At 60.3% G+C, this 24,194-nt stretch carries 26 protein-coding genes and 1 pseudogene; 15 read left to right on the forward strand and 12 right to left on the reverse strand.

The genetic code is table 11. The features are described from left to right. The first annotated feature begins 1 nt into the window (after position 1). Both ABLU95_RS09215 and ABLU95_RS09220 read left to right on the forward strand, forming a co-directional pair. Positions 2-433 (forward strand): hypothetical protein, encoded by a 432-nt coding sequence (locus tag ABLU95_RS09215; RefSeq protein ID WP_348879287.1) that lies wholly within the window; start codon positions 2-4, stop codon positions 431-433. Between the two features lie 41 nt (positions 434-474). Continuing rightward, positions 475-855, forward strand: coding sequence for a hypothetical protein (locus ABLU95_RS09220; RefSeq protein WP_289552235.1), 381 nt, complete (start codon positions 475-477; stop codon positions 853-855). Positions 856-863: 8 nt separating this feature from the next. On the opposite strand, the gene chrA is transcribed toward ABLU95_RS09220, so the two are convergent. From chrA to ABLU95_RS09240, 4 genes and pseudogenes are all read right to left on the reverse strand, one after another. Further along, positions 864-2,231 (reverse strand): chromate efflux transporter, encoded by a 1,368-nt coding sequence (gene chrA, locus ABLU95_RS09225; protein ID WP_136070135.1) that lies wholly within the window; start codon positions 2,229-2,231, stop codon positions 864-866. Beyond that, positions 2,200-2,481, reverse strand: a pseudogene (locus ABLU95_RS09230) (chromate resistance protein ChrB domain-containing protein); the annotation flags it as partial. The gene chrA and the pseudogene ABLU95_RS09230, both read right to left, overlap by 32 nt. 184 nt (positions 2,482-2,665) lie before the next feature. Further along, positions 2,666-3,859 carry an MFS transporter gene (locus ABLU95_RS09235; RefSeq protein WP_226650512.1) on the reverse strand — a complete coding sequence of 398 codons (1,194 nt, stop codon included), beginning with the start codon at positions 3,857-3,859 and terminating at the stop codon, positions 2,666-2,668. 198 nt (positions 3,860-4,057) lie between these two features. Further along, positions 4,058-4,294 carry a tautomerase family protein gene (locus ABLU95_RS09240; protein ID WP_289552230.1) on the reverse strand — a complete coding sequence of 79 codons (237 nt, stop codon included), beginning with the start codon at positions 4,292-4,294 and terminating at the stop codon, positions 4,058-4,060. Between the two features lie 60 nt (positions 4,295-4,354). Here ABLU95_RS09240 and ABLU95_RS09245 point away from each other — a divergent pair, with 60 nt between their 5' ends. After that, a complete protein-coding gene (locus ABLU95_RS09245) occupies positions 4,355-4,816 on the forward strand; it encodes a helix-turn-helix domain-containing protein (RefSeq protein WP_023290003.1) in 462 nt (153 codons plus the stop codon). 253 nt (positions 4,817-5,069) lie between these two features. Next, positions 5,070-6,287 (forward strand): MFS transporter, encoded by a 1,218-nt coding sequence (locus ABLU95_RS09250; RefSeq protein WP_065881439.1) that lies wholly within the window; start codon positions 5,070-5,072, stop codon positions 6,285-6,287. A gap of 60 nt (positions 6,288-6,347) precedes the next feature. Here the strand turns inward: ABLU95_RS09250 and ABLU95_RS09255 are convergent, their stop codons facing one another. Further along, positions 6,348-7,256, reverse strand: coding sequence for a DUF535 family protein (locus tag ABLU95_RS09255; protein ID WP_032453173.1), 909 nt, complete (start codon positions 7,254-7,256; stop codon positions 6,348-6,350). A 289-nt stretch (positions 7,257-7,545) separates the two neighbouring features. Between ABLU95_RS09255 and ABLU95_RS09260 the strand changes: the two genes are divergently transcribed. Beyond that, a complete protein-coding gene (locus tag ABLU95_RS09260; protein WP_002908189.1) occupies positions 7,546-7,686 on the forward strand; it encodes a hypothetical protein in 141 nt (46 codons plus the stop codon). A 47-nt stretch (positions 7,687-7,733) separates the two neighbouring features. Here ABLU95_RS09260 and ABLU95_RS09265 read toward each other — a convergent pair whose 3' ends face one another. After that, positions 7,734-8,624 (reverse strand): LysR family transcriptional regulator, encoded by an 891-nt coding sequence (locus tag ABLU95_RS09265; RefSeq protein WP_023290006.1) that lies wholly within the window; start codon positions 8,622-8,624, stop codon positions 7,734-7,736. Positions 8,625-8,764: 140 nt separating this feature from the next. On the opposite strand from ABLU95_RS09265, the gene ABLU95_RS09270 reads away from it, so the two are divergent. From ABLU95_RS09270 to ABLU95_RS09295, 6 genes are read left to right on the forward strand one after another with little or no spacing between them, the layout of a single operon-like run. After that, positions 8,765-9,472 carry a CoA transferase subunit A gene (locus ABLU95_RS09270; protein ID WP_023290007.1) on the forward strand — a complete coding sequence of 236 codons (708 nt, stop codon included), beginning with the start codon at positions 8,765-8,767 and terminating at the stop codon, positions 9,470-9,472. 1 nt (position 9,473) lies between these two features. Next, complete coding sequence (locus ABLU95_RS09275; RefSeq protein WP_021312467.1) at positions 9,474-10,130, forward strand: CoA transferase subunit B; 657 nt, start codon at positions 9,474-9,476, stop codon at positions 10,128-10,130. 9 nt (positions 10,131-10,139) lie between these two features. After that, positions 10,140-11,321, forward strand: a complete 1,182-nt coding sequence (locus ABLU95_RS09280; RefSeq protein WP_348879291.1) for an acetyl-CoA C-acetyltransferase — start codon at positions 10,140-10,142, stop codon at positions 11,319-11,321. 11 nt (positions 11,322-11,332) lie between these two features. Then, entirely contained in the window at positions 11,333-12,256 is a 924-nt protein-coding gene (locus ABLU95_RS09285; protein WP_348879293.1) for a 3-hydroxyacyl-CoA dehydrogenase family protein, read from the forward strand. 44 nt (positions 12,257-12,300) lie between these two features. Continuing rightward, positions 12,301-13,695: a GntP family permease gene (locus ABLU95_RS09290; RefSeq protein ID WP_348879295.1), complete on the forward strand. Its 1,395-nt coding sequence runs from the start codon at positions 12,301-12,303 to the stop codon at positions 13,693-13,695. Positions 13,696-13,718: 23 nt separating this feature from the next. Continuing rightward, positions 13,719-14,489: a 3-hydroxybutyrate dehydrogenase gene (locus ABLU95_RS09295; RefSeq protein WP_277475908.1), complete on the forward strand. Its 771-nt coding sequence runs from the start codon at positions 13,719-13,721 to the stop codon at positions 14,487-14,489. Between the two features lie 19 nt (positions 14,490-14,508). Here ABLU95_RS09295 and ABLU95_RS09300 read toward each other — a convergent pair whose 3' ends face one another. Beyond that, complete coding sequence (locus ABLU95_RS09300; RefSeq protein ID WP_004145376.1) at positions 14,509-15,381, reverse strand: LysR family transcriptional regulator; 873 nt, start codon at positions 15,379-15,381, stop codon at positions 14,509-14,511. 106 nt (positions 15,382-15,487) lie between these two features. Here ABLU95_RS09300 and budA point away from each other — a divergent pair, with 106 nt between their 5' ends. The 3 genes from budA to ABLU95_RS09315 are packed head-to-tail and all read left to right on the forward strand — an operon-like array spanning position 15,488 to position 18,750. Continuing rightward, positions 15,488-16,267, forward strand: coding sequence for an acetolactate decarboxylase (gene budA / locus ABLU95_RS09305; protein WP_031590062.1), 780 nt, complete (start codon positions 15,488-15,490; stop codon positions 16,265-16,267). A 9-nt stretch (positions 16,268-16,276) separates the two neighbouring features. Further along, the gene (gene alsS, locus ABLU95_RS09310) at positions 16,277-17,956 is read left to right on the forward strand and encodes an acetolactate synthase AlsS (RefSeq protein WP_023290012.1); all 1,680 of its coding nucleotides are present in this window, start codon (positions 16,277-16,279) and stop codon (positions 17,954-17,956) included. Between the two features lie 23 nt (positions 17,957-17,979). Further along, positions 17,980-18,750: a (S)-acetoin forming diacetyl reductase gene (locus ABLU95_RS09315; RefSeq protein WP_004151179.1), complete on the forward strand. Its 771-nt coding sequence runs from the start codon at positions 17,980-17,982 to the stop codon at positions 18,748-18,750. Between the two features lie 174 nt (positions 18,751-18,924). Here ABLU95_RS09315 and ABLU95_RS09320 read toward each other — a convergent pair whose 3' ends face one another. Next, positions 18,925-19,287, reverse strand: a complete 363-nt coding sequence (locus ABLU95_RS09320; RefSeq protein WP_348879297.1) for a TonB family protein — start codon at positions 19,285-19,287, stop codon at positions 18,925-18,927. A 26-nt stretch (positions 19,288-19,313) separates the two neighbouring features. On the opposite strand from ABLU95_RS09320, the gene ABLU95_RS09325 reads away from it, so the two are divergent. Next, positions 19,314-19,538 carry a hypothetical protein gene (locus ABLU95_RS09325; protein ID WP_348879298.1) on the forward strand — a complete coding sequence of 75 codons (225 nt, stop codon included), beginning with the start codon at positions 19,314-19,316 and terminating at the stop codon, positions 19,536-19,538. A 529-nt stretch (positions 19,539-20,067) separates the two neighbouring features. Here ABLU95_RS09325 and ABLU95_RS09330 read toward each other — a convergent pair. The 4 genes from ABLU95_RS09330 to ABLU95_RS09345 all read right to left on the reverse strand — a co-directional run bounded on the left by ABLU95_RS09330 (position 20,068) and on the right by ABLU95_RS09345 (position 24,189). Then, a complete protein-coding gene (locus ABLU95_RS09330; protein WP_043519870.1) occupies positions 20,068-20,457 on the reverse strand; it encodes a hypothetical protein in 390 nt (129 codons plus the stop codon). 339 nt (positions 20,458-20,796) lie between these two features. Continuing rightward, positions 20,797-21,270 carry a GNAT family N-acetyltransferase gene (locus tag ABLU95_RS09335; protein WP_048297685.1) on the reverse strand — a complete coding sequence of 158 codons (474 nt, stop codon included), beginning with the start codon at positions 21,268-21,270 and terminating at the stop codon, positions 20,797-20,799. Between the two features lie 1,633 nt (positions 21,271-22,903). Further along, the gene (gene ccmI, locus ABLU95_RS09340) at positions 22,904-23,746 is read right to left on the reverse strand and encodes a c-type cytochrome biogenesis protein CcmI (RefSeq protein ID WP_348879300.1); all 843 of its coding nucleotides are present in this window, start codon (positions 23,744-23,746) and stop codon (positions 22,904-22,906) included. Beyond that, complete coding sequence (locus ABLU95_RS09345; protein ID WP_241516601.1) at positions 23,743-24,189, reverse strand: cytochrome c-type biogenesis protein; 447 nt, start codon at positions 24,187-24,189, stop codon at positions 23,743-23,745. The genes ccmI and ABLU95_RS09345 overlap by 4 nt, the downstream gene beginning before the upstream one ends. Positions 24,190-24,194: the final 5 nt, after the last annotated feature.

Genomic DNA, 24,194 nt, shown 5'->3' on the forward strand with positions numbered 1-24,194 from the left:
CATGGTATGGCGTGTCGCAAAGAGTCTGCTGATACTCAGAGATCAGATTAATCAATATGCTCCGCACCGCAATAAGGCCAGCGATGGCACCATTGGTGATGAACATCATGCCCACACCAACTCGGATCATAACCCACAGGTGTTGGATGGAAATATTGGTGTGGTTACGGCTATCGATATTACGCACGATCCCGCTCAGGGGTGTGATGCTCAGGCGATTGTCAATGCACTGGTCGACAGCAAAGACAAACGAATTAAATACATTATCTGGAACAAACATATTATTAGCGCTTCTGTCCAGCCATGGGTATGGCGCGATTACCATAGCGCCAGCCCGCACGATAAGCATTTCCACTTATCCGTAGTGCCGGTGAAAGCGCTGTACGATTACACCTTACCGTGGCTTTTCTTTAAGCCACAAACCTGGAAGTAAAAATGAGTTAATCCTCTTTCTCCTGTTACTACGAGGCTAACATGACACAACAAACTGATATTGAGAAAATAAAAGCGGCACTCAACGCCATCGAAGAACTCGAACAGATTGCCCGTTCAACGCAGCCAGCCGATGTAAAGAATTTTTGCGTGGAATATAACAAAACATGGAAAAAGAAAGTGGATGCCGCGCTGACGCTGCTTGACGGATCTACAGGCTCACTGCTTGTTAAGTTCGTTCCGTACTTACCCATGCTGCTAATGATTATTAAGATGCTTAAAGAAGGAGTTGAACAATATTGTCAATTGCATCTCGCGGTGGAGCCTCCCGTAGTTAAAGAAGTGCTCCCCATCCGGCCAGGGCCTGCACAGGCACTGGCCTCTTCCCCGCTACCGCATCTGGCGACATTTCTCTCAGCCTGACGCCGACCTTATCCTGCGCCGGACAGTCCCGCCATATGGACGATAAGGCCCACCGCGGCGGCGGCGGCCAGCACCCAGGTCAGCTTCCACTTATAGCGAAACAGCAGCCCGGCGGCGGCGAGAGCAATGGCCGCAGACCATGGGTCGAAACCGGATGGTCCCCAGACGCTATGCCAGATAAAAAACAGCGCCAGATTCAGGATAACGCCCACCACCGCGGCGGTGATAGCAGTCAACGGCGCGGTAAATCCCACTTTATTATGCGTGGTTTCAATAAACGGCCCGCCGGCGAGAATAAAGATAAACGAGGGCAAAAAGGTAAACCATGTCACCAGGCACGCCGCCGCGATGCCCCCCAGCAGCACATCATCAACGCCCAATACCGCTTTGGTGTAGCCGCCGACAAACCCGACAAAGGTCACCACCATGATTAACGGCCCGGGGGTGGATTCCCCAAGGGCGAGGCCGTCCATCATCTGTCCTGCCGTCAGCCAGCCATAGTGGGTCACCGCCCCCTGGTAAACATAAGGTAAGACGGCATATGCCCCGCCAAAGGTCATCAGCGCGGCTTTGGTAAAGAACCAGCTCATCTGAGTCAGCGGATGCGCCCAGCCCAGCATTAGCGCCAGGGCGGCCATCGGCACCAGCCACAGCAGCATCCCGGCGATCAGCACCTGAGAGGTACGCCGCCAGCTGAAAATGGCATGGGCCGGGATCGGCGTCGCGTCATCAATGATGGCGGCCCCGCCGGGATGACTCTGCGCACGGTGGGCGTCCGCTTTGCCGAATGTCGCCGGCGCCATCCATCCGCCGATAAACCCGACGATCGCCGCGGTCAGGACGATCAGCGGAAAAGGAACGTTCAGCGCAAAAATAGCGACAAAGGCAGCGGCGGCGATGGCCCAGTAGGCGCCATTTTTCAGCGCCCGCGAGCCGATGCGGTGCGCCGCCTGCAGCACGATCGCCGCCACGGCGGGTTTGATGCCATAAAAAATCCCCGCCACCACTGCGACATCTCCCCAGACGAGGTAGATCCACCCCAGCGCGATGAGTAACGCCAGCGAGGGCAAAATAAACAGCACCCCGGCGATGACGCCTCCCCAGGTTTTATGCATCAGCCAGCCGATATAGGTCGCCAGCTGCTGCGCCTCCGGGCCGGGCAGGACCATACAAAAGTTGAGCGCGTGCAGGAATCGTCCTTCCGAGATCCAGCGGCGGTTATCCACCAGCTCCTGGTGCATCATGGCGATCTGCCCGGCAGGCCCGCCGAAGCTGATAAAGCCGAGCTTCAGCCAGAAGCGAAAGGCCTGCCAGAAGGAGACGGAGGCGACGACGGAAGGACTGTCACTCTGCGGAAGAACCACCGTTTTGCTCATGATTGCCAGACCTCATTTCACAGGATCTCAGTAGGCCGTCGAACAGCGAGCAGGCTGCCGCCAGCAGTTGGTGATCGTCCGTAATGGTTTCCCGCAGCCCTGCAAGCACACTCTCCACTCCCGCCGCCTCCGGGGTCGGTACCCCACCGACGTCCAGGAAGTGGATAAGCCGCCCCAGGGTATCGGGGATCGCGGCCTCCAGAGCACTGCGTCGGGCCAGAACGTCGAAGGTCACCCGCGTGCTGACGTGCTCTTCAGGGTTCAGCGGCTTGAGACATCGTCAGGTTGAGGGTCAGGAGATGCATTCTCATGCTGTAGACATTACTACAGCATGTCGCGTATGTGACGTTTTCCCACGCGCTGGCTTTGATAAAGTTCGGCAACGCATTTGCGAAAAGCGCAAAAAGACGGCCCGCGCAGCGGCAGACCAGGCGCTAAGCGCGGGGTGGCGATAAGGGGCGCAGCGGCAGGGTGAACAGCGCCAGCCCCACCGGCACCAGAGAGCCCCACAGCACCGCGTTCCAGCCGAAGGCGTTGAGCAGAACGCCGGACGAAAACGAACCCACGATCATCACGCCGAAGACCAGAAAATCGTTGAGCGACTGCACCTGGGTCTTCTCTTCCGGGCGGTGGAAATCGATGATTTTCGCCGAGGCGCCGGTGAAGCCAAAGTTCCAGCCGATGCCGAGCAAAATCAGCGACAGCCAGTAATGATATACCCCGACGCCGCTGAGACCGACCGCCACCGACGCGCCGGTGATCAGCAATCCCGCCGCCGCCATGCGCACGGCGCCGAAGCGCTGGATCAACCGGCCGGTGACAAATCCCGGGCCGTACATCGCCATCACATGCCACTGGATCCCGAGGTTGGCGGCCTGCTGGGAAAGACCGTGCATATGCATGGAGAGCGGCGCGGCGGTCATCAGAAAATTCATCACCATATAGGCCACCGCCCCGCTGAACACCGTGGTGGCGAAGCCCGGCTGGCGGATAATCTCGCGCAGCGGCCGCCCTCCGCGCACGCTGGCCGCCGCGGGCTCTGCCGACGTCACGCCTGCCAGCAGAATGGCGGCGAGCGCCGCCACCAGCGCCTGAGCGAGAAAGGTGAAGGCGAAGGTATGGGTCGGCCAGAGGTGCATGGTGCCGGTGACCAGCATCGGGCCAATGATCCCGGCGGCCACGCCGCCGCCCATCACCAGCGACAGCGCGCGGGCGCGACGTTCCGGAGCGACGCCGTCGGTGGCGGCAAAGCGAAAACTGAGCGCCACCGCGGCATAGGCGCCGCCGAGCATCGCGGCGAAGCAAAACAGCAGAAAAGAGCCCAGCACCACCGCCAGAGCGGCCGCCAGACCGGTGACCACCCCGGCGCCGGTACCGGCCATAAACGCGGCTTTGCGGCCCCGCTTTCGCGCCAGCGCGCCGAAAGGCAAAATCGAGGCCGCCATCCCCAGCACAAACAGGGTGATCGGCAGCGTGGCCAGCGACGGGCTGGGGGCGAGGGTATTGCCGACGATAGCGCCGGTGGCGTAGAACACCACCGAGTTGGCGCCGGCCAGCGCCTGAGCGGCGGCCAGGCGGATGATATTTTTGTTCTGCGCCGCCAGCGGCAGCATCTGTTCTGTAGACATCCGTTGTTTTCACCGGTGTGAGAGTGGCGCCAGGCTGGCCGTCTGGCATCGCGCCCTGTTTGTTGGGTTCCCTGACCGTTACCTTAGCCGCAAAATACGCTTTTGCACCATAGCGAATAGCAATATTACCCGGCGATCTGACTCCTCTTCTGCGCCAGATCGCCGGGGCGGGCTTCGCAGCCCGGTTTATTCAGGGGATCAGTCGCGCCGCGCCGCGGCGAATTTAGCCGCAATCATCGCGGCCGTCGGCTGGACGCCCCCGAGGCTCCACTGTTCCGGGTCATGTTCATCAATGCGGATCCATACCGACTGGCGGAACTGCGGATCGCTCTGCCCCTCAATCTCCACCAGCAGATCGGTCATCCGCCGCAGCAGCTCACTTTTCTGTTCCGCGGTCATGATCCCTTTAATGGTTTGCACGTTAACAAATGGCACGCTATGCTCCTTCGCATCTAAGTCTAAAATTCAAACTCAGAGTAGAAGGTCGATCTCGCGATGTCAAAAAATAAATCACTGCCCTACCTCGATCCGGAGCTGTGCGGCCTGGCGGAAGGAGCCAAAATACTCGGCGACCGCTGGGTGCTGCTGATCCTCCGCGAGGCGTTTTACGGTGTGACGCGCTTTGAAACGATGCAGACGCATACCCATATCACCCGCCAGACGCTCACCACCCGGTTGAAAACGATGACCGAAATGGGATTGCTCCGCAAAGTCCCCTACCGGGAAGCGGGGGCTCGCGAGCGCTATGAATATGTTCTCACCGATAAAAGCCGTAGCCTGGCGCTGGTGCTGTTCGCCCTGATGGAATGGGGCCACCAGCAGGTGCTGCACAGCGCGCCGCATATTGCGCTGGTGGACAGCGTCAGCGGCGAGGCCGTCCATCCGGGGTTCGTCACCGCCAGCGGCAGCGTGGCGAATCCCGCCGCGCTGCAGATCGTTAAAGCAGACGAACGCTGATAGCCCCGCGGCGCAGGCTGCGGCGCGGTTGCCCCGTTACAGAACTTTCGTAGACCTCTGGCGGAAGCCGCGACGAGCAGGTATGTTGCATTGCCACGTTACCCGAAGACAGCGGGACATTTTGCTTTCATCGAACGGTGCGATAAAGGATGACGCTCTCTGCCGGGTCCGATCCCGGCCATTATCCGTGGCGCACGCCATGACCGCCCTGGTCCGCCGCTGATCCGCGGATCGCTCATGCTAAAGGTAGAAAATGTCGCTTCGTTCACTGCGGGCTTTATGTTTGACCAGCTTCTTTATCGCCGACGTTCGCGACGGCCTTGGGCCGTTTCTGGGGATCTTTCTCACCCAGCGTCATTGGCAGGCGGAGGATATCGGCCTGTTGATGACCATCGGCGGCGTTGCTGGCCTGCTGGCGACCCTGCCCGCCGGCTTCATCACCGACACCTCGCGGCATAAGCGCGTGCTGCTGGCCGTGGTCTGCCTGGTGATAACCCTCACCACCCTGCTGCTCTGGTTCAGTCAGAAGACCAGCGTGGTGGCCCTTTCGCAAGTCGCCAGCGGGATCTGCGCGGCCTTTGTCGGACCGTTAATCGCCGGGATCACCCTTGGGCTGACCCGACAGCGCGGCTTTAGCGCCCAGATGGGCAAAAACGAAGCCTTCAACCACGCGGGGAATTTCTTCACCGCGCTGATTGCCGGGGCCATCGCCTGGTACTGGGGCATCGGCGGTATTTTCATTCTGATGGCCGGTACCACCCTGTTCACCCTCATCGCCCTGCTGGCGATCCGCGGCAGCGATATCGACGATGACGCCGCCCGCGGCCTCGAGTCGGCCGTCCCGCCCGCGCTGCCTGGGTTTGCCATCCTGTTCCGCCATACGCCGCTGCTGATCGCCGGCGTGACCCTGATGCTGTTCCATCTCGCCAACGCCGCGCTGTTGCCGATGCTGAGCATGCGGATCGCCGCCGCGCCGGGACACCTCAATCCGGGGCTGTTTGCCGCCGCCACGGTAATTATTTCGCAGGTGGTGATGATCCCGGTGGCCATTCGGGTCGCCGGCAGCATCGACAAATATGGTTACTGGAGATGCATTCTGCTGGCGCTGCTGATCATGCCCATCCGCGCGGCGCTGGCGGCCTCCAGCGACGCCCCGGAGATGATGGTCCCGGTGCAAATTCTTGATGGTCTGGCGGCAGGGATTTTGGGGGTGGCGGTGCCCAGCTTTATCGTCTCTCTGCTGCGCGGCAGCGGGCACGTCAACGCCGGACAGAGCGTGGTGATGCTGATGCAGGGGGCCGGGGCGGCGATGAGTCCGGCGTTAACCGGCGCTATCGCCGGACGCTACTCCTTTGCCACCGCCTTCGGGGTGCTGAGCGTTATCGCGCTGGTCGCGCTGATGGTGTGGTGGCGTAGCGCCCCGCTGCTCGCCGCCTCCGCGTCGCCGCCGGTCGGCGAAAGCGGCCAGTAAAGAGAGGATATCGTCAGGCGGACAACAGCCCCCTGCTGTCCGCCTGACGTATAAGAGGCGTTAATTCACCCGCGAACGCAAGGTGATTTGCCGCAGGGCGTTGGCCATATCGAGCTGAATCAGCTCTTTAATGCCTTCGCGCTTAATAAACTGGCTGCGGTGTTTACTTTTCACCTCTTCAATACTTTTTTTGATCTCTTGCGCCGGCAGTTTATACCAGCCGCGAGCCTGTTTCTCACCGCCCATTTCCAGCCACAGCGATGAGTAACTGGCTTTCACCAGATCGCTTTTCACGTGGTAATCGGAATCGATCGCGTAGACCGTGGTGATGTTGAAATAGCCTAAGAAACCATACAGCACGCTCATGATGATATTTTTCGGCCGCGCGCCATGCAGCTCTTTGGTCAGCGCCTTCACCTCTTCATTGGTGATATCTTTCCCGCCCTGAATACCGCCGATATAGGCGCGGCCATCGTCGGTACAGGAAAAACAGACGCTATAGACGCGACGGTCGCCGAGAAACAGCTGCAGCATCAGTTCCCCCTCCTCCTGAAACGGCGACGCCAGCAGCTTAACGTCAAGCTTATCGCCATTTTTCAAAGGAATAGCAAACATCGCCCGGCCAAAATCCGCCACGGTATAGAGCTGCGGCAGCACATCCGGCTGAAATGTTTTCTCGATAAAATTCAGCGAACCGTGGGCAATATCCAGCTTGCGCCGTTTTGACATCCGTTTATTAAGATAGGCCTTAAAGGGTTTATCCTCGAAAGGCACCAGCCCCTGGGTTACGGCGGTCAACCGCGCGCACTGATATTTGGCGCAAAGTCCTTGATATTCTCTGTACTTACCTCCTGCGAGCGAGAGCTCTCTGCATTTTCGTAAAATTTTTTTATAGTTTATTTTGACCTGACCGATCACTTTATTATGTTTACGCCATTCTTTGATGGCGCCTGCAACAGTATGTCCCATTGATTAAGATCCATAGATTCATCCATAATCGCGGCCATATTAACATAAAAGATATTCGTCAACGCTTAATTACACCTTTGTTGTCCTTTCATTTAATATTGCGGCAGAAAATTGTTCTGCCGACGATAATTAAAATTAACGCCATCCTGTCAACGGTTAATTATGGTAGGTGATGCCCGCCGCCCAGCGACTTAACGCTCTGTGCGTTCGGCTGGAAGCGCGGGTACATCCGCGGGCGGTTTTACCCTATACTTGACGCTGATCCAAAACCAGCAACGATAGGTAACTTATGGAAATTGATCTCGACAACCTGGTCTTCAGCGGCCTGGATGAAGCGGAAGAGCGCAACGCGGAGCGTCTGGAAGAAGCGGACAAAAAAGCCCAGGCGATCGTTGCCGATGACGATTGCGGCGACGCCTGCAAAATCTGATTATCAAACCGGCCCGCGGGCCGGTTTTTTTTTGCCTCCCGCCCGCCTCAGCTGGGTAAAAACCCTTTCAGCGTATCCAGCAGCGCCTGCGCCGCCTTCGACAGCGGCAGATGTCCGGCATAAATCGCCCCAACGCACTTTTCAATCGGCGGATCGCTAAGCGGAATGCACACCGCCCCCAGCGAGGCCATCTGCGTTTTACATAGCGCAGGCACCGCGCTGCCCCCCAGCCCGCTGGCCACCATTCTCCCCACCGTCACCAGCTGATGGCTCTCCAGGGCCACATCCAGCTGACGCCCGCTGCGCGCCAGCGCCTCCTCCAGCATCAGGCGCACCGCCGAAGGGCGCTGGAGGGTAATAAAGTCGAGGGTTAACAGCTCCTGCCAGGTGAGCTTTTTTTTCTTCGCCAGCGGCGATTGCCGGGGAACGATCGCCACGAAGCGGTCCACCGCCAGCGGGGTAAACAGCAGGTTGTGGCTGGGCGATGGCTCGAAAGCGATACCCATTTCCACCCGCCCCTCGCGCACCATCTCGATCACCTGCTCATTTATCACGTCATGCACCGTGACGTTCACCCCGGCATAGCGGTCGCGGAAGGCTTTCAGCGCCTCCGGCAGAACGTTGGCGGCGAACGACGGCATCGCGGCGACCGAGATTTTGCCCCGCTGCAGGGTAAAGCTCTGACGCATCGCCTCCTCGACGTTATCCCAGTCGGCCAGCAGCTGACGGGCCATCGGCAGAAAGAGTTCCCCCTCCTGGGTGAGGGTCACTTTGCGGGTGCTGCGCTGCAGCAGCGCGCCCCCCAGCGCCTCCTCCAACCCTTTGATGGTCAGGCTGAGAGCTGGCTGCGACAGATTCAGCCTTTCGCTGGCGTGGGCGAAATTGAGAGTGTGAGCTACCGCTAAAAACGCGCGTAACTGTTTGACACTCATTCTCATTTTTCATCCTGTTAACTAATTGAAAGAAATTAGTTAACAGGAAATTAATAAAATTTCCAAATGAGTGGGTCACAAATTCAAAATTATCAAATCAGTCGCCAGCGCCAATGATAAGGCTATCGCAAGGCAGGAGAGACAAGATGGCAGGACTGGATAAACGCGTCGCCAGCTACGAAGCGGCGCTGGAAGGGTTAACGGACGGCATGACGCTGCTCGCCGGCGGCTTCGGCCTGTGCGGTATACCCGAGAATTTGATCGCCGAAGTGAAGCGCCGCCAGGTGCAGGGGTTGACGGTGGTTTCCAACAACTGCGGCGTCGACGGCTTCGGTCTCGGCATGCTGCTGGAATCGCGCCAGGTCAGCAAAGTGGTGGCCTCTTACGTCGGGGAAAACGCGCTTTTTGAACAGCTGGTGCTGAGCGGCGAGCTGGCGGTAGAGCTCACCCCGCAGGGAACGCTGGCGGAAAAAATCCGCGCCGGCGGCGCCGGGATCCCCGGCTTTTACACCGCCACCGGCTATGGCACCCCGGTCGCCGAAGGCAAAGAGGTGCGCCAGTTCGACGGTAAAAATTACATTCTCGAACAGGCCATTCGCGGCGATTTCGCCCTCGTGAAGGGCTGGAAAGCTGACTGGTACGGCAACGTGGTTTACCGCCACACCGCGCAGAATTTCAACCCGCTAATGGCCACCGCCGGGCGCATTACGGTGGTGGAGGTGGAAGAGATCGTGCCGCCGGGCGAACTGCCGCCCTCCGCCATTCACACCCCGGGGATCTATGTCGACCGGCTGATCGTCGGGCAATTCGAAAAACGTATTGAACAGCGCACCCTGCGCGCCGGAGGGCACTGAGATGCTAACCCGTGAACAAATGGCGATGCGCGTCGCCCAGGAGCTGCGCGACGGCGACTACGTCAACCTCGGGATCGGTATCCCGACGCTGGTGGCCAACTATATCCCCGCCGGTATTGAAGTGATGCTCCAGTCGGAGAACGGCCTGCTGGGGATGGGCGAATTTCCCGATGAGGAAACCATCGACGCCGACATGATTAACGCCGGCAAACAGACCGTGACAGCGCAAACCGGGGCGGCGATCTTCGATTCCGCCCAGTCGTTCGCCATGATCCGCGGCGGCCACGTCGATCTTACGGTTCTTGGCGCCTTTGAGGTCGACGTCGCGGGGAATATCGCCTCATGGATGATCCCCGGGAAAATGGTTAAGGGGATGGGCGGCGCCATGGACCTGGTGGCCGGCGCGCAGAACATCATCGTGGTCATGACCCACGCCTCAAAGAACGGCGAATCCAAACTGCTGCCGCAGTGCACCCTGCCGCTCACCGGCGTGGGCTGCATTCGCCGGGTGCTCACCGACCTGGCCCTGCTGGACATTGTCGACGGGGCGTTTGTCCTGCGCGAAGTGGCTCCGGGGGTCAGCCCCGACGAGGTGATGCGTAAAACGGCGGGACGGCTGATCGTCGCCGACGACGTGCGCGAAATGCGCTTCAGCTAAGGAGAGACCATGACCGATATTGCCATTGTTGCTGCAGTACGCACCCCGGTCGGCAGCTTTCGCGGCGCCTTCGCCCCGCTTTCCGCCGTCGACCTCGGCGCGACGGTGGTGCGCAGCCTGCTTGAACGCTGCCAGCTGCCCGCCGCGGCGGTCGATGAACTGATTTTCGGCCAGGTGCTCACCGCCGGCTGCGGGCAGAACCCGGCGCGCCAGACCGCGCTGCAGGCCGGCCTGCCGGTGGACACCCCGGCGGTCACCGTCAATCTGGTGTGCGGCTCCGGGTTGAAAGCGGTTCAGCAGGCGGTGCAGGCGATCCGCTGCGGCGACGCCGGGATCGTTATCGCCGGCGGCCAGGAGAGCATGAGCAATGCTCCCTATCTGATGCACGGCGCCCGCGACGGCCTGCGTTTTGGCCACGCCAGCCTGCAGGACAGCATGATCCAGGACGGCCTGTGGGACGCCTTTAACGACTACCACATGGGCATTACCGCCGAGAACCTCGCCGATGCCTTCGATATCAGCCGCGAGCGCCAGGACGCCTTCGCCGCCAGCTCCCAGCGCAAAGCGGCGGCCGCTATCGCCGCCGGACGCTTTCGCGAGGAGATCGTCCCGGTCAGCGTCCCGCAGGGCAAAAAACCGCCGCGTGTCGTCACCGACGATGAACAACCGCGCCCGGAGACCAGCGAGCCGCAGCTGGCCAAGCTGCGCCCGGCGTTTCGCCCGGCTGACGGCAGCGTCACCGCCGGGAATGCCTCATCCCTGAACGACGGCGCCGCGGCGGTCCTGCTGATGAGCGTCGATAAAGCGCGCGAGCTTGGGCTGCCGGTGCTGGCGCGCATCGTCAGTGCGGCGGTCGCCGGGGTCGACCCGTCGGTGATGGGCATCGGCCCGGTGAGCGCCTGCCGCCAGGCGCTGCAGCGCGCCGGCTGGACGCTTGACGAAGTGGATCTTATCGAAGTCAACGAGGCCTTTGCCGTCCAGGCGCTGGCCGTCGGTCAGTTGCTCGAATGGGACAGCGAGAAAGTCAACGTCAACGGCGGCGCCATCGCCCTCGGCCATCCCATCGGCGCCTCCGGCTGCCGGATCCTCGTCAGCCTGGTGCATGAGATGCAGCGCCGGGGCGCCAGCAAAGGGCTGGCCACCCTGTGCGTCGGCGGCGGCCAGGGCATCGCCATGACCCTTCAACGTTAACAGGAGCCACTATGTTTACACCACGTCTGGCGGTACTCGGCGCGGGACTGATGGGCGTCGGCATCGCCTGTCATTTCGCCCGTCACGGTCACGCCGTCCGCCTGTATGACACCGATCCGCAACGTCTTGCCGAAGTGCCCTCGGTGGCGGGGGCGATCCTGCGCGAGCTGGAGGCGACCGGTCAGCAGGATCCCGCCGACCGCGACGCCGTGCTGAGCCGTTTAACCCCCACCCCGGCGCTGCAGGCGCTGGCCGACGCCACGCTGCTGATTGAAGCGATCCCCGAACGGCTGGCGCTGAAGCACGCCCTGTATACCGAACTGGAAACGCTGATCGCCGACGAGGCGATTATCGCCAGCAACACCAGCGGCCTGCCGCCGGATCGGCTGGCGCAGGGCATGCGCCTTCCGGAACGGCTGCTGATCGCTCATTTCTGGCATCCGCCGCACCTGATCCCGCTGGTGGAAGTGGTGCCCGGGAGCGCCACGCTGCCCCATCTGGCGCGCCAGGTAAGCGACTTTTGCGCCGCCTGCGCGCTGGAAGCGGTGGTGCTCAATCGCGCCGCGCCGGGCTTTGTCGGCAACCGGCTGCAGTTCGCCCTGCTGCGCGAAGCGCTGCACATCGTCCACAGCGGCATCGCTTCCCCGGAGGTGGTGGACCAGGTGATGCGCGCCTCGCTGGGCCGTCGCTATGCGATGGTCGGCCCGCTGGAGGCGGCGGACATGACCGGCCTGGCGACGGTCCAGGATATCTGCCAGCACCTGCTGCCGGAGCTGGCCAGCGGTACGGAGATGATGTCGCTGGTGGCGGAGAAAGTGGCGCAAGGCGACACCGGCGCCCGCAGCGGGCAAGGCTTTTACCGCTGGGACGAGGCGCGGCGCCAGCGCATCCAGTCGCGCCGGGAACACCAGCTGCGCTTCGCCCTGAAACCCTAGTATCGCGTTCTGTACCCCTACAATAACAATGAGAGTGAGACGTCGTGATGAGTGTGATAATAGCCCTGGCCGCGCTGGCGTTACTGATGCTGGCAGCCTACCGTGGATACAGCGTAATCCTCTTTGCGCCGATCGCCGCCCTCGGCGCGGTGCTGCTCACCGACCCGGGCGCGGTCGGCCCGGCCTTTACCGGCCTGTTTATGGAAAAAATGGTTGGCTTTGTAAAGCTCTATTTCCCGGTGTTTCTGCTGGGCGCCGTGTTCGGCAAGCTGATTGAGCTGTCGGGATTCTCACGGTCGATTGTCGCCGCCGCCATCCGCATCCTCGGCCGCCGCCACGCGATCCCGGTGATCGTGCTGGTGTGCGCCCTGCTGACCTACGGCGGGGTGTCGCTGTTTGTGGTGGCCTTTGCCGTTTACCCTTTCGCCGCCGAGCTGTTTCGCCAGAGCGGGATCCCCAAACGGCTGATCCCCGCCACCGTCGCCCTCGGCGCGTTCTCGTTTACCATGGACGCCCTGCCCGGCACGCCGCAGATCCAGAATATTATTCCCACCAGCTTCTTCGGCACCAACGCCTGGGCGGCCCCGTGGCTGGGGCTTATCGGCTCGCTGTTCATTATCCTCTTCGGTTTGCTGTGGCTGGAGCGCCAGCGCCGCAAAGCGCAGGCCAGCGGCGAAGGCTATGGGACCGATCTGCAAAATGAGCCGGAGACCCCGGATGACATCGACCTGCCGCATCCGCTGATCGCAATCGCCCCGCTGCTGCTGGTGGGGGTGCTGAATCTGCTGTTTACCCACTGGATCCCGCAATGGTACGGCGCCAGCCATGAGCTCACCCTGCCGGGTCTGGCGAAGCCTGTCGTCACCGAGGTGGGGAAAATCACCGCCATCTGGGCGGTGCAGGCAGCGCTGCTTTCCGGCATTGTGCTGGTGCTGGTCTGCGGCTATCGCAATATTCGCGGCCGGCTGGCGGAGGGGAGCCGGACGGCGGTGGGCGGGGCGATTCTCGCGGCAATAAACACCGCCTCTGAGTATGGCTTCGGCGCGGTTATCGCCGCCCTGCCGGGTTTCCTGGTGCTGTCGAAAGCCCTCGCGGCCATTCCCAATCCGCTGTTAAACGAGGCGATAAGCGTCACGGTGCTGGCCGGGATCACCGGCTCGGCCTCCGGGGGAATGAGCATCGCCCTGGCGGCGATGTCCGAAACCTTTGTCGCCGCCGCCCACGCCGCCAATATTCCGCTGGAGGTCCTGCACCGCGTCGCCGCCATGGCCAGCGGCGGCATGGACACCCTGCCGCATAACGGGGCGGTGATCACCCTGCTGGCGATCACCGGCCTGAGCCATCGCCAGGCCTACGGCGGCATTTTCGCCATCACGGTGATCAAAAGCCTCGCGGTGCTGTTTGTCATTGCCACGTTCTATGTAACCGGCATTGTCTGATACCAGATTGAAGGAGAAATAGCATGAATTTAGACGGTAAAACGGCGCTGGTCACCGGCTCCACCAGCGGCATCGGCTTAGGGATCGCCAAAGTGCTGGCGCAGGCAGGCGCCCAGCTGGTGCTCAATGGCTTCGGCGACAGCAGCCACGCCCGGGCTGAAGTCGCCGCGCTGGGCAAGATCCCCGGCTATCACGACGCCGACCTGCGCGACGTCGGGCAGATCGAGGCGATGATGCGCTATGCCGAAAGCACCTTCGGCGGCGTCGATATCGTGATCAATAACGCCGGTATCCAGTACGTCGCCCCGGTGGAGCAGTTCCCGGTGGACAAATGGAACGACATCATCGCCATCAATCTCTCCAGCGTCTTCCACACTACCCGCCTGGCGCTGCCAGGCATGCGTCAGCGCGACTGGGGGCGCATCATCAACATTGCCTCAGTGCATGGCCTGGTGGCGTCGAAAGAGAAATCGGCCTATGTCGCCGCCAAGCACGCGGTGGTCGGTCTGACCAAAACCGTGGCCCTGGAAACCGCGCGCAGCGGCATCACCTGCAACGCCATCTGCCCCGGCTGGGTGCTGACCCCGCTGGTGCAGCAGCAGATCGATAAGCGCATCGCCGAAGGGGTCGACCCGCAGCAGGCCAGCGCGCAGCTGCTGGCGGAAAAACAGCCCTCCGGGGAGTTTGTCACCCCGCAGCAGCTGGGCGAAATGGCGCTGTTTCTGTGCAGCGACGCCGCCGCCCAGGTGCGCGGCGCGGCGTGGAACATGGACGGCGGCTGGGTGGCGCAGTAAACCGCAGGCGTCGCGACGATCAGAACATCGCCAGAAAGCGTTTCACCGTGCGCGAGCGCTCGAAGCGCCGCCAGGCGATGGCGATATCGGTCTTCAGCGGCGCCCCGCTGAGCGGGTGATAGCTGACGTTCGGCTGTTGAATGCAGGTCATCGACTGCGGGACCAGCGCGAAGCCGAACCCGGCATTGACCATGCTCAGCGATGACGAAATCTGCGACGACTGCCAGGCGCGCTCCATATCGATGCCGGCGCGCAGGCAGCTGTTGTACACCAGCTCATACAGCCCCGGGGCCACCTCCCGCGGGAAGAGGATCGGCGCCACGTCGCGCAGCTGCTCCAGGGCCAGGGTCGGCTGCGTCGCCAGCGGGTTGTCGCGCGGCAGCGCGATAACCATCGGCTCCTCATCGATAATCCGCAGATTAAAGGCTTTACTGCTCTCGCACGGCAGACGGACGAAGGCGATGTCCAGCTCGGCCTCGCTCAGGGCGGTCATCAGATTGGCCATATTGTCTTCCATCTGGTGCAGGGTCACCCCGGGGTGATCGAGCTGAAAACGGTGCAGCAGCGTGAAGATTTGCGGGTGGAATGCATCAGAACTGGTAATGCCTAGCGACAGGCTGCCGTTCATCCCGCGGGCAATGCCCTTGGCCTTCTCCAGCGCCGCATCGCTCATGGCGAGGATCTGGCGGGCATCCTCATAGAACGACTCACCGGCCTCGGTGAGCTCCACCCCGCGGGTCAAACGCCGAAACAGCGGGGTCCCCACCTCGCGCTCAAGCCGCTGAATTTGCTGACTTAACGGAGGCTGTGAAATACCCAGTTCCTTGGCGGCCTGGGTGAAGTGCCGCGTCCTGGCGACGGCGACAAAATAGCGAAGATAACGAAGTTCCATATCGAAAACGTCTCAAACCAGCATGGTTTCTATATTGGAACTGTGAGCTGAATCGGGTCAACATTTATTTAACCTTTCTTATATTTGTTGAACGAGGAAGTGGTATATGAATCATTCTGCTGAATGCACCTGCGAAGAGAGTCTGTGCGAAACCCTGCGGGCGTTTTCCGCGCAGCATCCCGAGAACGTGCTCTATCAGACATCGCTCATGAGCGCCCTGCTGAGCGGGGTTTACGAAGGCAGCACCACCATCGCGGACCTGCTGAAGCACGGCGATTTCGGTCTCGGCACCTTTAATGAGCTGGACGGGGAGCTGATCGCCTTCAGCAGTCAGGTCTATCAGCTGCGGGCCGACGGCAGCGCGCGCAAAGCCCAGCCGGAGCAGAAAACGCCGTTCGCGGTGATGACCTGGTTCCAGCCGCAGTACCGGAAAACCTTCGACCATCCGGTGAGCCGCCAGCAGCTGCACGAGGTGATCGACCAGCAAATCCCCTCTGACAACCTGTTCTGCGCCCTGCGCATCGACGGCCATTTCCGCCATGCCCATACCCGCACCGTGCCGCGCCAGACGCCGCCGTACCGGGCGATGACCGACGTCCTCGACGATCAGCCGGTGTTCCGCTTTAACCAGCGCGAAGGGGTGCTGGTCGGCTTCCGTACCCCGCAGCATATGCAGGGGATCAACGTCGCCGGGTATCACGAGCACTTTATAACCGATGACCGCAAAGGCGGCGGTCACCTGCTGGATTACCAGCTCGACCACGGGGTATTGACCTTCGGCGAAATTCACAAGCTGATGATCGACCTGCCCGCCGACAGCGCGTTCCTGCAGGCCAATCTGCATCCCGATAATCTCGATGCCGCCATCCGTTCCGTAGAAAGTTAAGGGGGTCACATGGACAAACAGTATCCGGTACGGCAGTGGGCGCACGGCGCCGATCTCGTCGTCAGCCAGCTGGAAGCCCAGGGGGTACGTCAGGTGTTCGGCATCCCTGGCGCCAAAATCGACAAGGTATTCGACTCACTGCTGGATTCCTCCATTCGCATTATTCCGGTACGCCACGAAGCTAACGCCGCCTTTATGGCCGCCGCCGTCGGGCGCATTACCGGTAAAGCGGGCGTGGCGCTGGTCACCTCCGGTCCGGGCTGTTCCAACCTGATCACCGGTATGGCCACCGCCAACAGCGAAGGCGACCCGGTGGTGGCCCTGGGCGGCGCGGTGAAACGCGCCGATAAGGCCAAACAGGTCCACCAGAGTATGGATACGGTGGCGATGTTCAGCCCAGTGACGAAATACGCCGTCGAGGTGACCGCGCCGGACGCGCTGGCGGAAGTGGTCTCCAACGCCTTCCGCGCCGCCGAGCAGGGCCGCCCGGGCAGCGCTTTCGTCAGTCTGCCGCAGGATGTGGTCGATGGCCCGGTCAGCGGCAAAGTGCTGCCGGCCAGCGGGGCCCCGCAGATGGGCGCCGCGCCGGATGCCGCCATCGACCAGGTGGCGAAGCTTATCGCTCAGGCGAAGAACCCGATCTTCCTGCTCGGCCTGATGGCCAGCCAGCCGGAAAACAGCGCGGCGCTACGCCGTTTGCTGGAGGCCAGCCATATTCCGGTCACCAGCACCTATCAGGCCGCCGGGGCGGTGAATCAGGATAACTTCTCTCGCTTCGCCGGCCGGGTCGGGCTGTTTAACAACCAGGCCGGGGACCGTCTGCTGCAGCTCGCCGACCTGGTGATCTGCATCGGCTACAGCCCGGTGGAATATGAACCGGCGATGTGGAACAGCGGCAACGCGACGCTGGTGCATATCGACGTCCTGCCCGCCTATGAAGAACGCAACTATACCCCGGACGTCGAGCTGGTGGGCGATATCGCCGGCACCCTCAGCAAGCTGGCGCAAAATATCGATCGCCGGCTGGTGCTCTCCCCGCAGGCGGCGGAGATCCTCCGCGACCGCCAGCACCAGCGCGAACTGCTGGACCGCCGCGGCGCGCAGCTGAATCAGTTTGCCCTGCATCCGCTGCGTATCGTTCGCGCGATGCAGGATATCGTCAACAGCGACGTCACGCTGACCGTGGACATGGGCAGCTTCCATATCTGGATCGCCCGCTACCTGTACAGCTTCCGCGCCCGTCAGGTGATGATCTCCAACGGCCAGCAGACCATGGGCGTCGCCCTGCCCTGGGCCATCGGCGCCTGGCTGGTCAATCCTGAGCGCAAAGTGGTCTCCGTCTCCGGCGATGGCGGCTTCCTGCAGTCGAGCATGGAACTGGAGACCGCCGTCCGCCTGAAAGCCAACGTGCTGCACCTGATCTGGGTCGATAACGGCTACAACATGGTGGCCATCCAGGAAGAGAAAAAATATCAGCGCCTGTCCGGCGTCGAGTTCGGGCCGATGGATTTTAAAGCCTATGCCGAGTCCTTCGGCGCCAAAGGGTTTGCCGTGGAAAGCGCCGAGGCGCTGGAGCCGACCCTGCGCGCGGCGATGGACGTCGACGGCCCGGCGGTAGTGGCCATCCCGGTGGATTATCGCGATAACCCGCTGCTGATGGGTCAGCTGCATCTGAGTCAGATTCTGTAAGTCATCACAATAAGGAAAGGAAAATGAAAAAAGTCGCACTTGTTACCGGCGCTGGCCAGGGGATTGGTAAAGCTATCGCCCTTCGTCTGGTGAAGGATGGATTTGCCGTGGCCATTGCCGATTATAACGACGCCACCGCCAAAGCGGTCGCCTCCGAAATCAACCAGGCCGGCGGCCGCGCCATGGCGGTGAAAGTGGATGTCTCCGACCGCGATCAGGTGTTTGCCGCTGTCGAACAGGCGCGCAAAACGCTGGGCGGCTTCGACGTCATCGTCAACAACGCCGGCGTGGCGCCGTCCACGCCGATCGAGTCCATTACCCCGGAGATTGTCGATAAAGTCTACAATATCAACGTTAAAGGGGTGATCTGGGGCATTCAGGCGGCGGTCGAGGCCTTTAAGAAAGAGGGGCACGGCGGGAAAATCATTAACGCCTGTTCCCAGGCCGGCCACGTCGGCAACCCGGAGCTGGCGGTGTATAGCTCCAGTAAATTCGCCGTACGCGGCTTAACCCAGACCGCCGCTCGCGACCTCGCGCCGCTGGGCATCACGGTCAACGGCTACTGCCCGGGGATCGTCAAAACGCCGATGTGGGCCGAAATTGACCGCCAGGTGTCCGAAGCTGCCGGTAAACCGCTGGGTTACGGTACCGCCGAGTTCGCCAAACGCATCACCCTTGGTCGTCTGTCCGAACCGGAAGATGTCGCCGCCTGCGTCTCCTATCTTGCCAGCCCGGATTCTGATTACATGACCGGTCAGTCATTGCTGATCGACGGCGGGATGGTATTTAACTAATAAATAATAAGCTCTGACATGGCTTGCCCCTGCTGATATGCAGGGGCTTTTTTTGGTTTGAGAGTAAACATTACGGTAAAACGAACCCTCTATTGATAGGTAGAGTCCGCTCCTGGCACCCAGGGGACTTTACCGGCGTAGATGATGCGTCAGGCTATTAATCCTCAAAAGTGCTTACTGCTTATTCGCGGGACCGCCGTCTGATTTGGGTGGGATCTTGACGACTAATCTTTGAGCTATTCCCGGTTTGCCCTTTTCAAAACGCCATTTTTTAATCATTTTATCAATGACTTGATGTTCCAACTCCGGAGTCGTTGTCGATTCAAGTATCTTTACATTCTGAACTCTGCCATCTGAATCAACATCGTACTGAACCCGCAGGAAACTCGGCAGTAGGTTTCCGTTCTTATCACGAGTGGTAATTGATGTGTTTGCAGAGGAAATACTGCCTGAAGGTGTGCTGGCGCTGGCCTCTGTGCCGGCGCAGAGTGTCAGTAACAATGGCAAAATTAGAGTGAATAGTCTGCTAGATTTCATAAATCGTCTGAGTTCCAAAGTTCACCATGAATATTTACGTTACCAACGGCGCGCGTGACAGGTTACCAGATGAGATGATCCGTGAACACCGCGTCTTCAGCAGCAATCACGTTGACCTCCTGACCTGGCGCTTCGTACTGCATCCATTCCCGAGGACGTTTGGCTATCAGGACAAGTGGGCGCTGAGCGACTATATCAACGACTCTTTTGCCAGTTGTCGGCAGCGCGATCCTGCTCGTCGGGGAACATGAGCGAGCTAACCCCCTCAGGTGATTAGCATGGATTCGCGTCCCGCGCTGAAGACGTTCAGCTAATCCTTTTTAACTCCGGTGCTCGGTATCTACCGCGCTTGCAGCGTTAAGGGAGTGTTCTCCGGGGCCTAAGCGGCAGCCTGCAGCTGATGCTAAGGGGGAGATTCTTCAGTCATTCCTGCGACACCTGAAACTTAACACGAAAGCGGCTGAGCATAGCGCCAGCAGGGAGAATCCCGGATAGCAATACGTGACGCCTTATCCCGGCTACGCTGTTGGGCCGCTCTTGTGCCGTATTTTTGCCGGGTGGCGGCTGCGCCTTACCCGGCCTACAAAAACTCGCTAACTATCTGACTGGCTTGCGCCGCGTTGAGTGGTACCTGGTGATGTCAGCGCTTTCCGCTCCTGGCATCAAGCGGACAAACCAGGTGAGCCAAAGGTCCGACATGGGCGAGGAGCGGAAGTTTGCAACTCCCACAACTACGTTACTAACATTGAGGTGCCGTAATCAACGGAGAGCAGGTCAAAGTCATTTTAGCTGCTTCAAGGGATAAGAGTTCGTGGTACTGGAACCGTCACTATAGAGCTCGGTAATAATTATTTTTTTACCATCAATAGAATATTTGACTGTACTGTCCGCAGGATCATCCCGCCAGCGACCGGTGCTGTCAGGGTTATCAGATGCCCACATAACCTGATCACCTATAAGTTTGCACTTTATTGCCCAACGGGTGCCATCGTTCTGTCGGATATAATGTACGTAGGCAATACCTGATTCAACTTTATCCAGTTGCATGATCTTATGGTCACGGCCAAACATCGCAGCAGAAGTAGCCTTACAAATCTGACCTACCGTGACTTCAGAAGCCTGTACCGGCGCAGTAAACACCAGCGGAAAAAGAAGTAAAAGTTTTTTCATACGGCTCAATCCATTTTGTTTATTTTCAGGAATAACATTAAATGTATATGTCGGCAATCTAAAGCGTTTCTTGACGCTAATTTAGTGTTGCGATGGCAGGACTGATTTTAGTCCCTAGCGTAATTTCAAGCTCTTCCTGATTGCCAGCTTGACTCCTTTGACACGCTCCCCGTTGCACCACACAGAATGTTGTAACCACTTCCGCACTTGGGCACAGAAGAAATTCATGCTAAGCAAGGTCCGGACGGTGCAAAGAGCGGACGTTAATTTTTGAAGCTTTTAAGATCTATCTGCAGTGGTTACTGGGTATAGTGATCATTGCGATTAGACAGCGAACTACTATCCCAGGAGATTTATAGACATTTCCATGCAGCGCAGTTCAGCCTGCGCCAAGGCAGAGGGATACATGCTTTCCTGCATAAGTTTGAAACCATGCTTCTCATAAAAAGTCTGGGCATTAGGTGTTGAGGACAAAGTCAATTGCTCAAATCCACGTTCACGAGCTTCACTTTTGATGGCTTCAATAATCTGACTACCTAACCCTTTACCTGTATATCGAGGTAACGTAAATACAGCCTCAATACTTCCTGTAGATAGATCAAGATAGCCTGTAGCTAATAGTCTGCCATCAGCCGCAACAACGAAAAAAGGATTCGCTACAATGACATTCCTGTAGCTTTCAGGCATTTTTTCCGGTGTCCAGGCTGCAATAACCGCATCATCATAACTATTCTTACATCCGTAACGTATAGCCTGATTTCGAATGTTCCAGCATTCTTCTGCCTCTACAGGCACAGCTAGTCTGATCTTCATAGCTTTTCCTTGTACGTTTTATTCTGCGAGCTATTTACATCTACCATAAAAGTTCTAAAGCATCCCCATCAAATTTGAGTGAGGCGACAATGTCCGCTCCTGGCACACAGCAGACGTGAAATTCTGCAATAGCATTCGTACCCTTACAATATCAAGTAGCTTCTGGATACCGCGTCAGCGGCATCACAGCGCCAGATGATGTCCATGTGGCAGTCCAGCCAAATGGCGCCGAAGGCCCGGCGCAGTCGGTTATCGGGTTATAAATTCTGCCGGTCCCCCTGCCCTGATTAGCCTTAACTCGCGTTCCGCGCTGAAGCCCCTTTTAACCTCGTTGATCGAGTTCTACCGCGCTTGCAACCTTAAGAGAGTGATCTCCGGGGCCTAAGCGACAGCCTGCTGCTGATGCTTAGGGGGAGATTCTTTAGTCATTCCTGCGACACCTGAAACTTAACACGGAAGCGGCTGAGCATAGCGCCAGCAGGGAGAATCCCGGATAGCGATGCGTGACGCCTTATCCCGGCTACGCTGTTAGGCGGTATTTGTGCCGCTCTTGTGCCGTATTTTGCCGGGTGACAGCTACACCTTACCCGGCCCGCGATTTGGTGCTCTATTCGCGCCCTTCGTAGGCCCGCGCAAGCGTAGCGCCGCCGGGCAAGGACAGCGGGCACGGAGCCGATTTTGTGCCGGGTGGCGGCTGCGCCTTACCCGGCCTACAGGGTTCGTGCGACCTGTCGTTAATATATTCACCATGGTTGCTGAAACTGCCGGTGCTGGCGGCCTCAAAATCGCTGAGACGTTCCCGGAAGGCCGGGGCAGCCCGCATGGATGCGGGCTGAGGGCCGTGTTTTGCACGGACGCTGCCTCGGCCCGACCCGAAGCCTGCAGGGATAAGTCGAAGGGACCACGCAGTGGCGATTTTGCTGGCCGGAGCCCGGGGGTACAGGGGGCGGCGGCGACTGGCCGCCCCCTGTGCGCTCCCTGCGCCATGAGTGACATAACGCAGACAATTAACCGGGAGCGCAATACCCGCTGAAGCCACAGATAACATAAAAGCCTTCCCAGCAGTACTTTCCCGCCCCTGGCCCTCTCCCGGAGGGAGAGGGAACCGTCCGGCAGTCGTTGCCGCTGCCATACTGCTCCCTGCGCCACGGAAAACAGGGTGCAGCAACACGAAGCGGGAGCATAAAGTACGCTGAAGTCACGCGTGATAAACACTTTCCCCGGGCTGAGAACCTGTAAAACCGATAACAGTCTGCCCCGCCGCCGGGCAAGCTATCGCTCCGTGCCCGCCATGTTGCCGGGTGGCGGCTGCGCCTTACCCGGCCTACAAAGACCTCCCGTCAGCTCATATCCCCAGGCCCACGCTAACGCAGCGCCGCCGGGAAGGTATCAGGCTCCGAGCTCAACATGTTGCCGGGTGGCGCTTCGCTTACCCGGCCTACAAAGGCTGCCCGCGATTTGGTGCTCTATTCGCGCCCTTAGTAGGCCCGCGCAAGCGTAGCGCCGCCGGGCAAGGACAGCGGGCACGGAGCCGATTTTGTGCCGGGCGGCGGCTGCGCCTGACCCGACCTACAAAACCAGGGCTGTCCGTACCGTCCTCGCGGTAGACCCCACGTTCAGCGCCGCCGGGCAGTTACTGCGCCTGCTGCTGCGCCTGCGCCAGCTGGCGGACAATCGCCTCGCGCCGCGCATCCCCTTCCGGCAGCCGGGCCAGCAACGCCTGCAGGACCGCCACGGCTTCGGGGTAATCTTCATTACGCACCGCGCTCAGGGCCAGCATCTCCAGCACCGGCAGGCTGGTCGGCTGTCGCTGATGCAGGTCGCGCAGCAGCAGCTCGCCCATCCGGACCTGACCGCTATCCCCCGCCCGCACCAGCGCGCTGGCATAATCGAAAGCCGCCGCCGGGTCGTCCGCCGCCAGCGCATGCGCCCGGCCAAAAGCGCCGATCGCCGTCTCGCCATCGTTCAACAACAGCCCCAGCCGCCCAAGCAGCTGCCAGCCGGCGAGGTCGTGCGGAGTATTCTGCAGATGGCTGCGCAGGCCAAGCCGCAGCTCCGCCAGCTCATCCATACGCAGAGGCGGCGCGGTCGGGTCCTTAACCTGCTGCAGCAGCGCAGGATAATGCCGCTCCGCCTGCTGCCAGAGCAGCACCTGGCCAATATCACTGGTTTTCAGATACAGGCCCAGGCTCAGGACCACCAGCAGCAGCGCGCCCGGAAACAGCGCCCAGCGGCTTAGCGGCCGTTCGCCAGGCTGTGCCTGGGGCGGGATATCCGTCAGCAGCGTGCGCTGCAGCTCGACGACCAGCGCCGGGTTGTCCTCGCCGCGCTCCTGCGCCAGCTCCTGCAGGCGCGACTGATACAGGGCGCGGTTAAGGGTATCGCGGTCCACCGCCCCTTTGCCCGGCCACGGGTAATAAAGCAGCCCCAGCGCGCCAGCCAGCAGCAGCCCGGCGATAACCACTAACAGGCTCATCGTTCTTTTCCTTCTTTCAATAATGCCGCCAGCCGCTGGCGCTCTTCAGCGCTGAGCGCCGCGTCAGGGATGTCGCGACGACGCGCGCGGGCGATAATCACCCCCGCGCCCGCCAGCACGAACAGCCCCGGCCCCAGCCACAGCAGCACCGTGCCCGCGGTCAGCGGCGGCTCGTAGCTGACAAAATTGCCGTAGCGGGCCACCATATAGTCAACGATCTGCCCTTTCGTTTTCCCCTGCTGCATCAGCTCGTACACCTTCTGCCGCATATCGGCGGCAATCATCGCGTTCGAGTCGGCGATGCTGTTGTTCTGGCATTTCGGGCAGCGCAGCTGGGAGGTGATCTCGCGGAACGCCTGCTCCTGGGCCTCGTTTTTAAACTGCCAGGTATCGATGGCGGCCCACGCCTGGCCGGTCAGCATCAGCGCCAGCAGGATGGCTATGACAC

The sequence above is a fragment of the Klebsiella sp. GG_Kp146 genome (assembly GCF_040061975.1).
GTDB lineage: Bacteria > Pseudomonadota > Gammaproteobacteria > Enterobacterales > Enterobacteriaceae > Klebsiella > Klebsiella quasipneumoniae.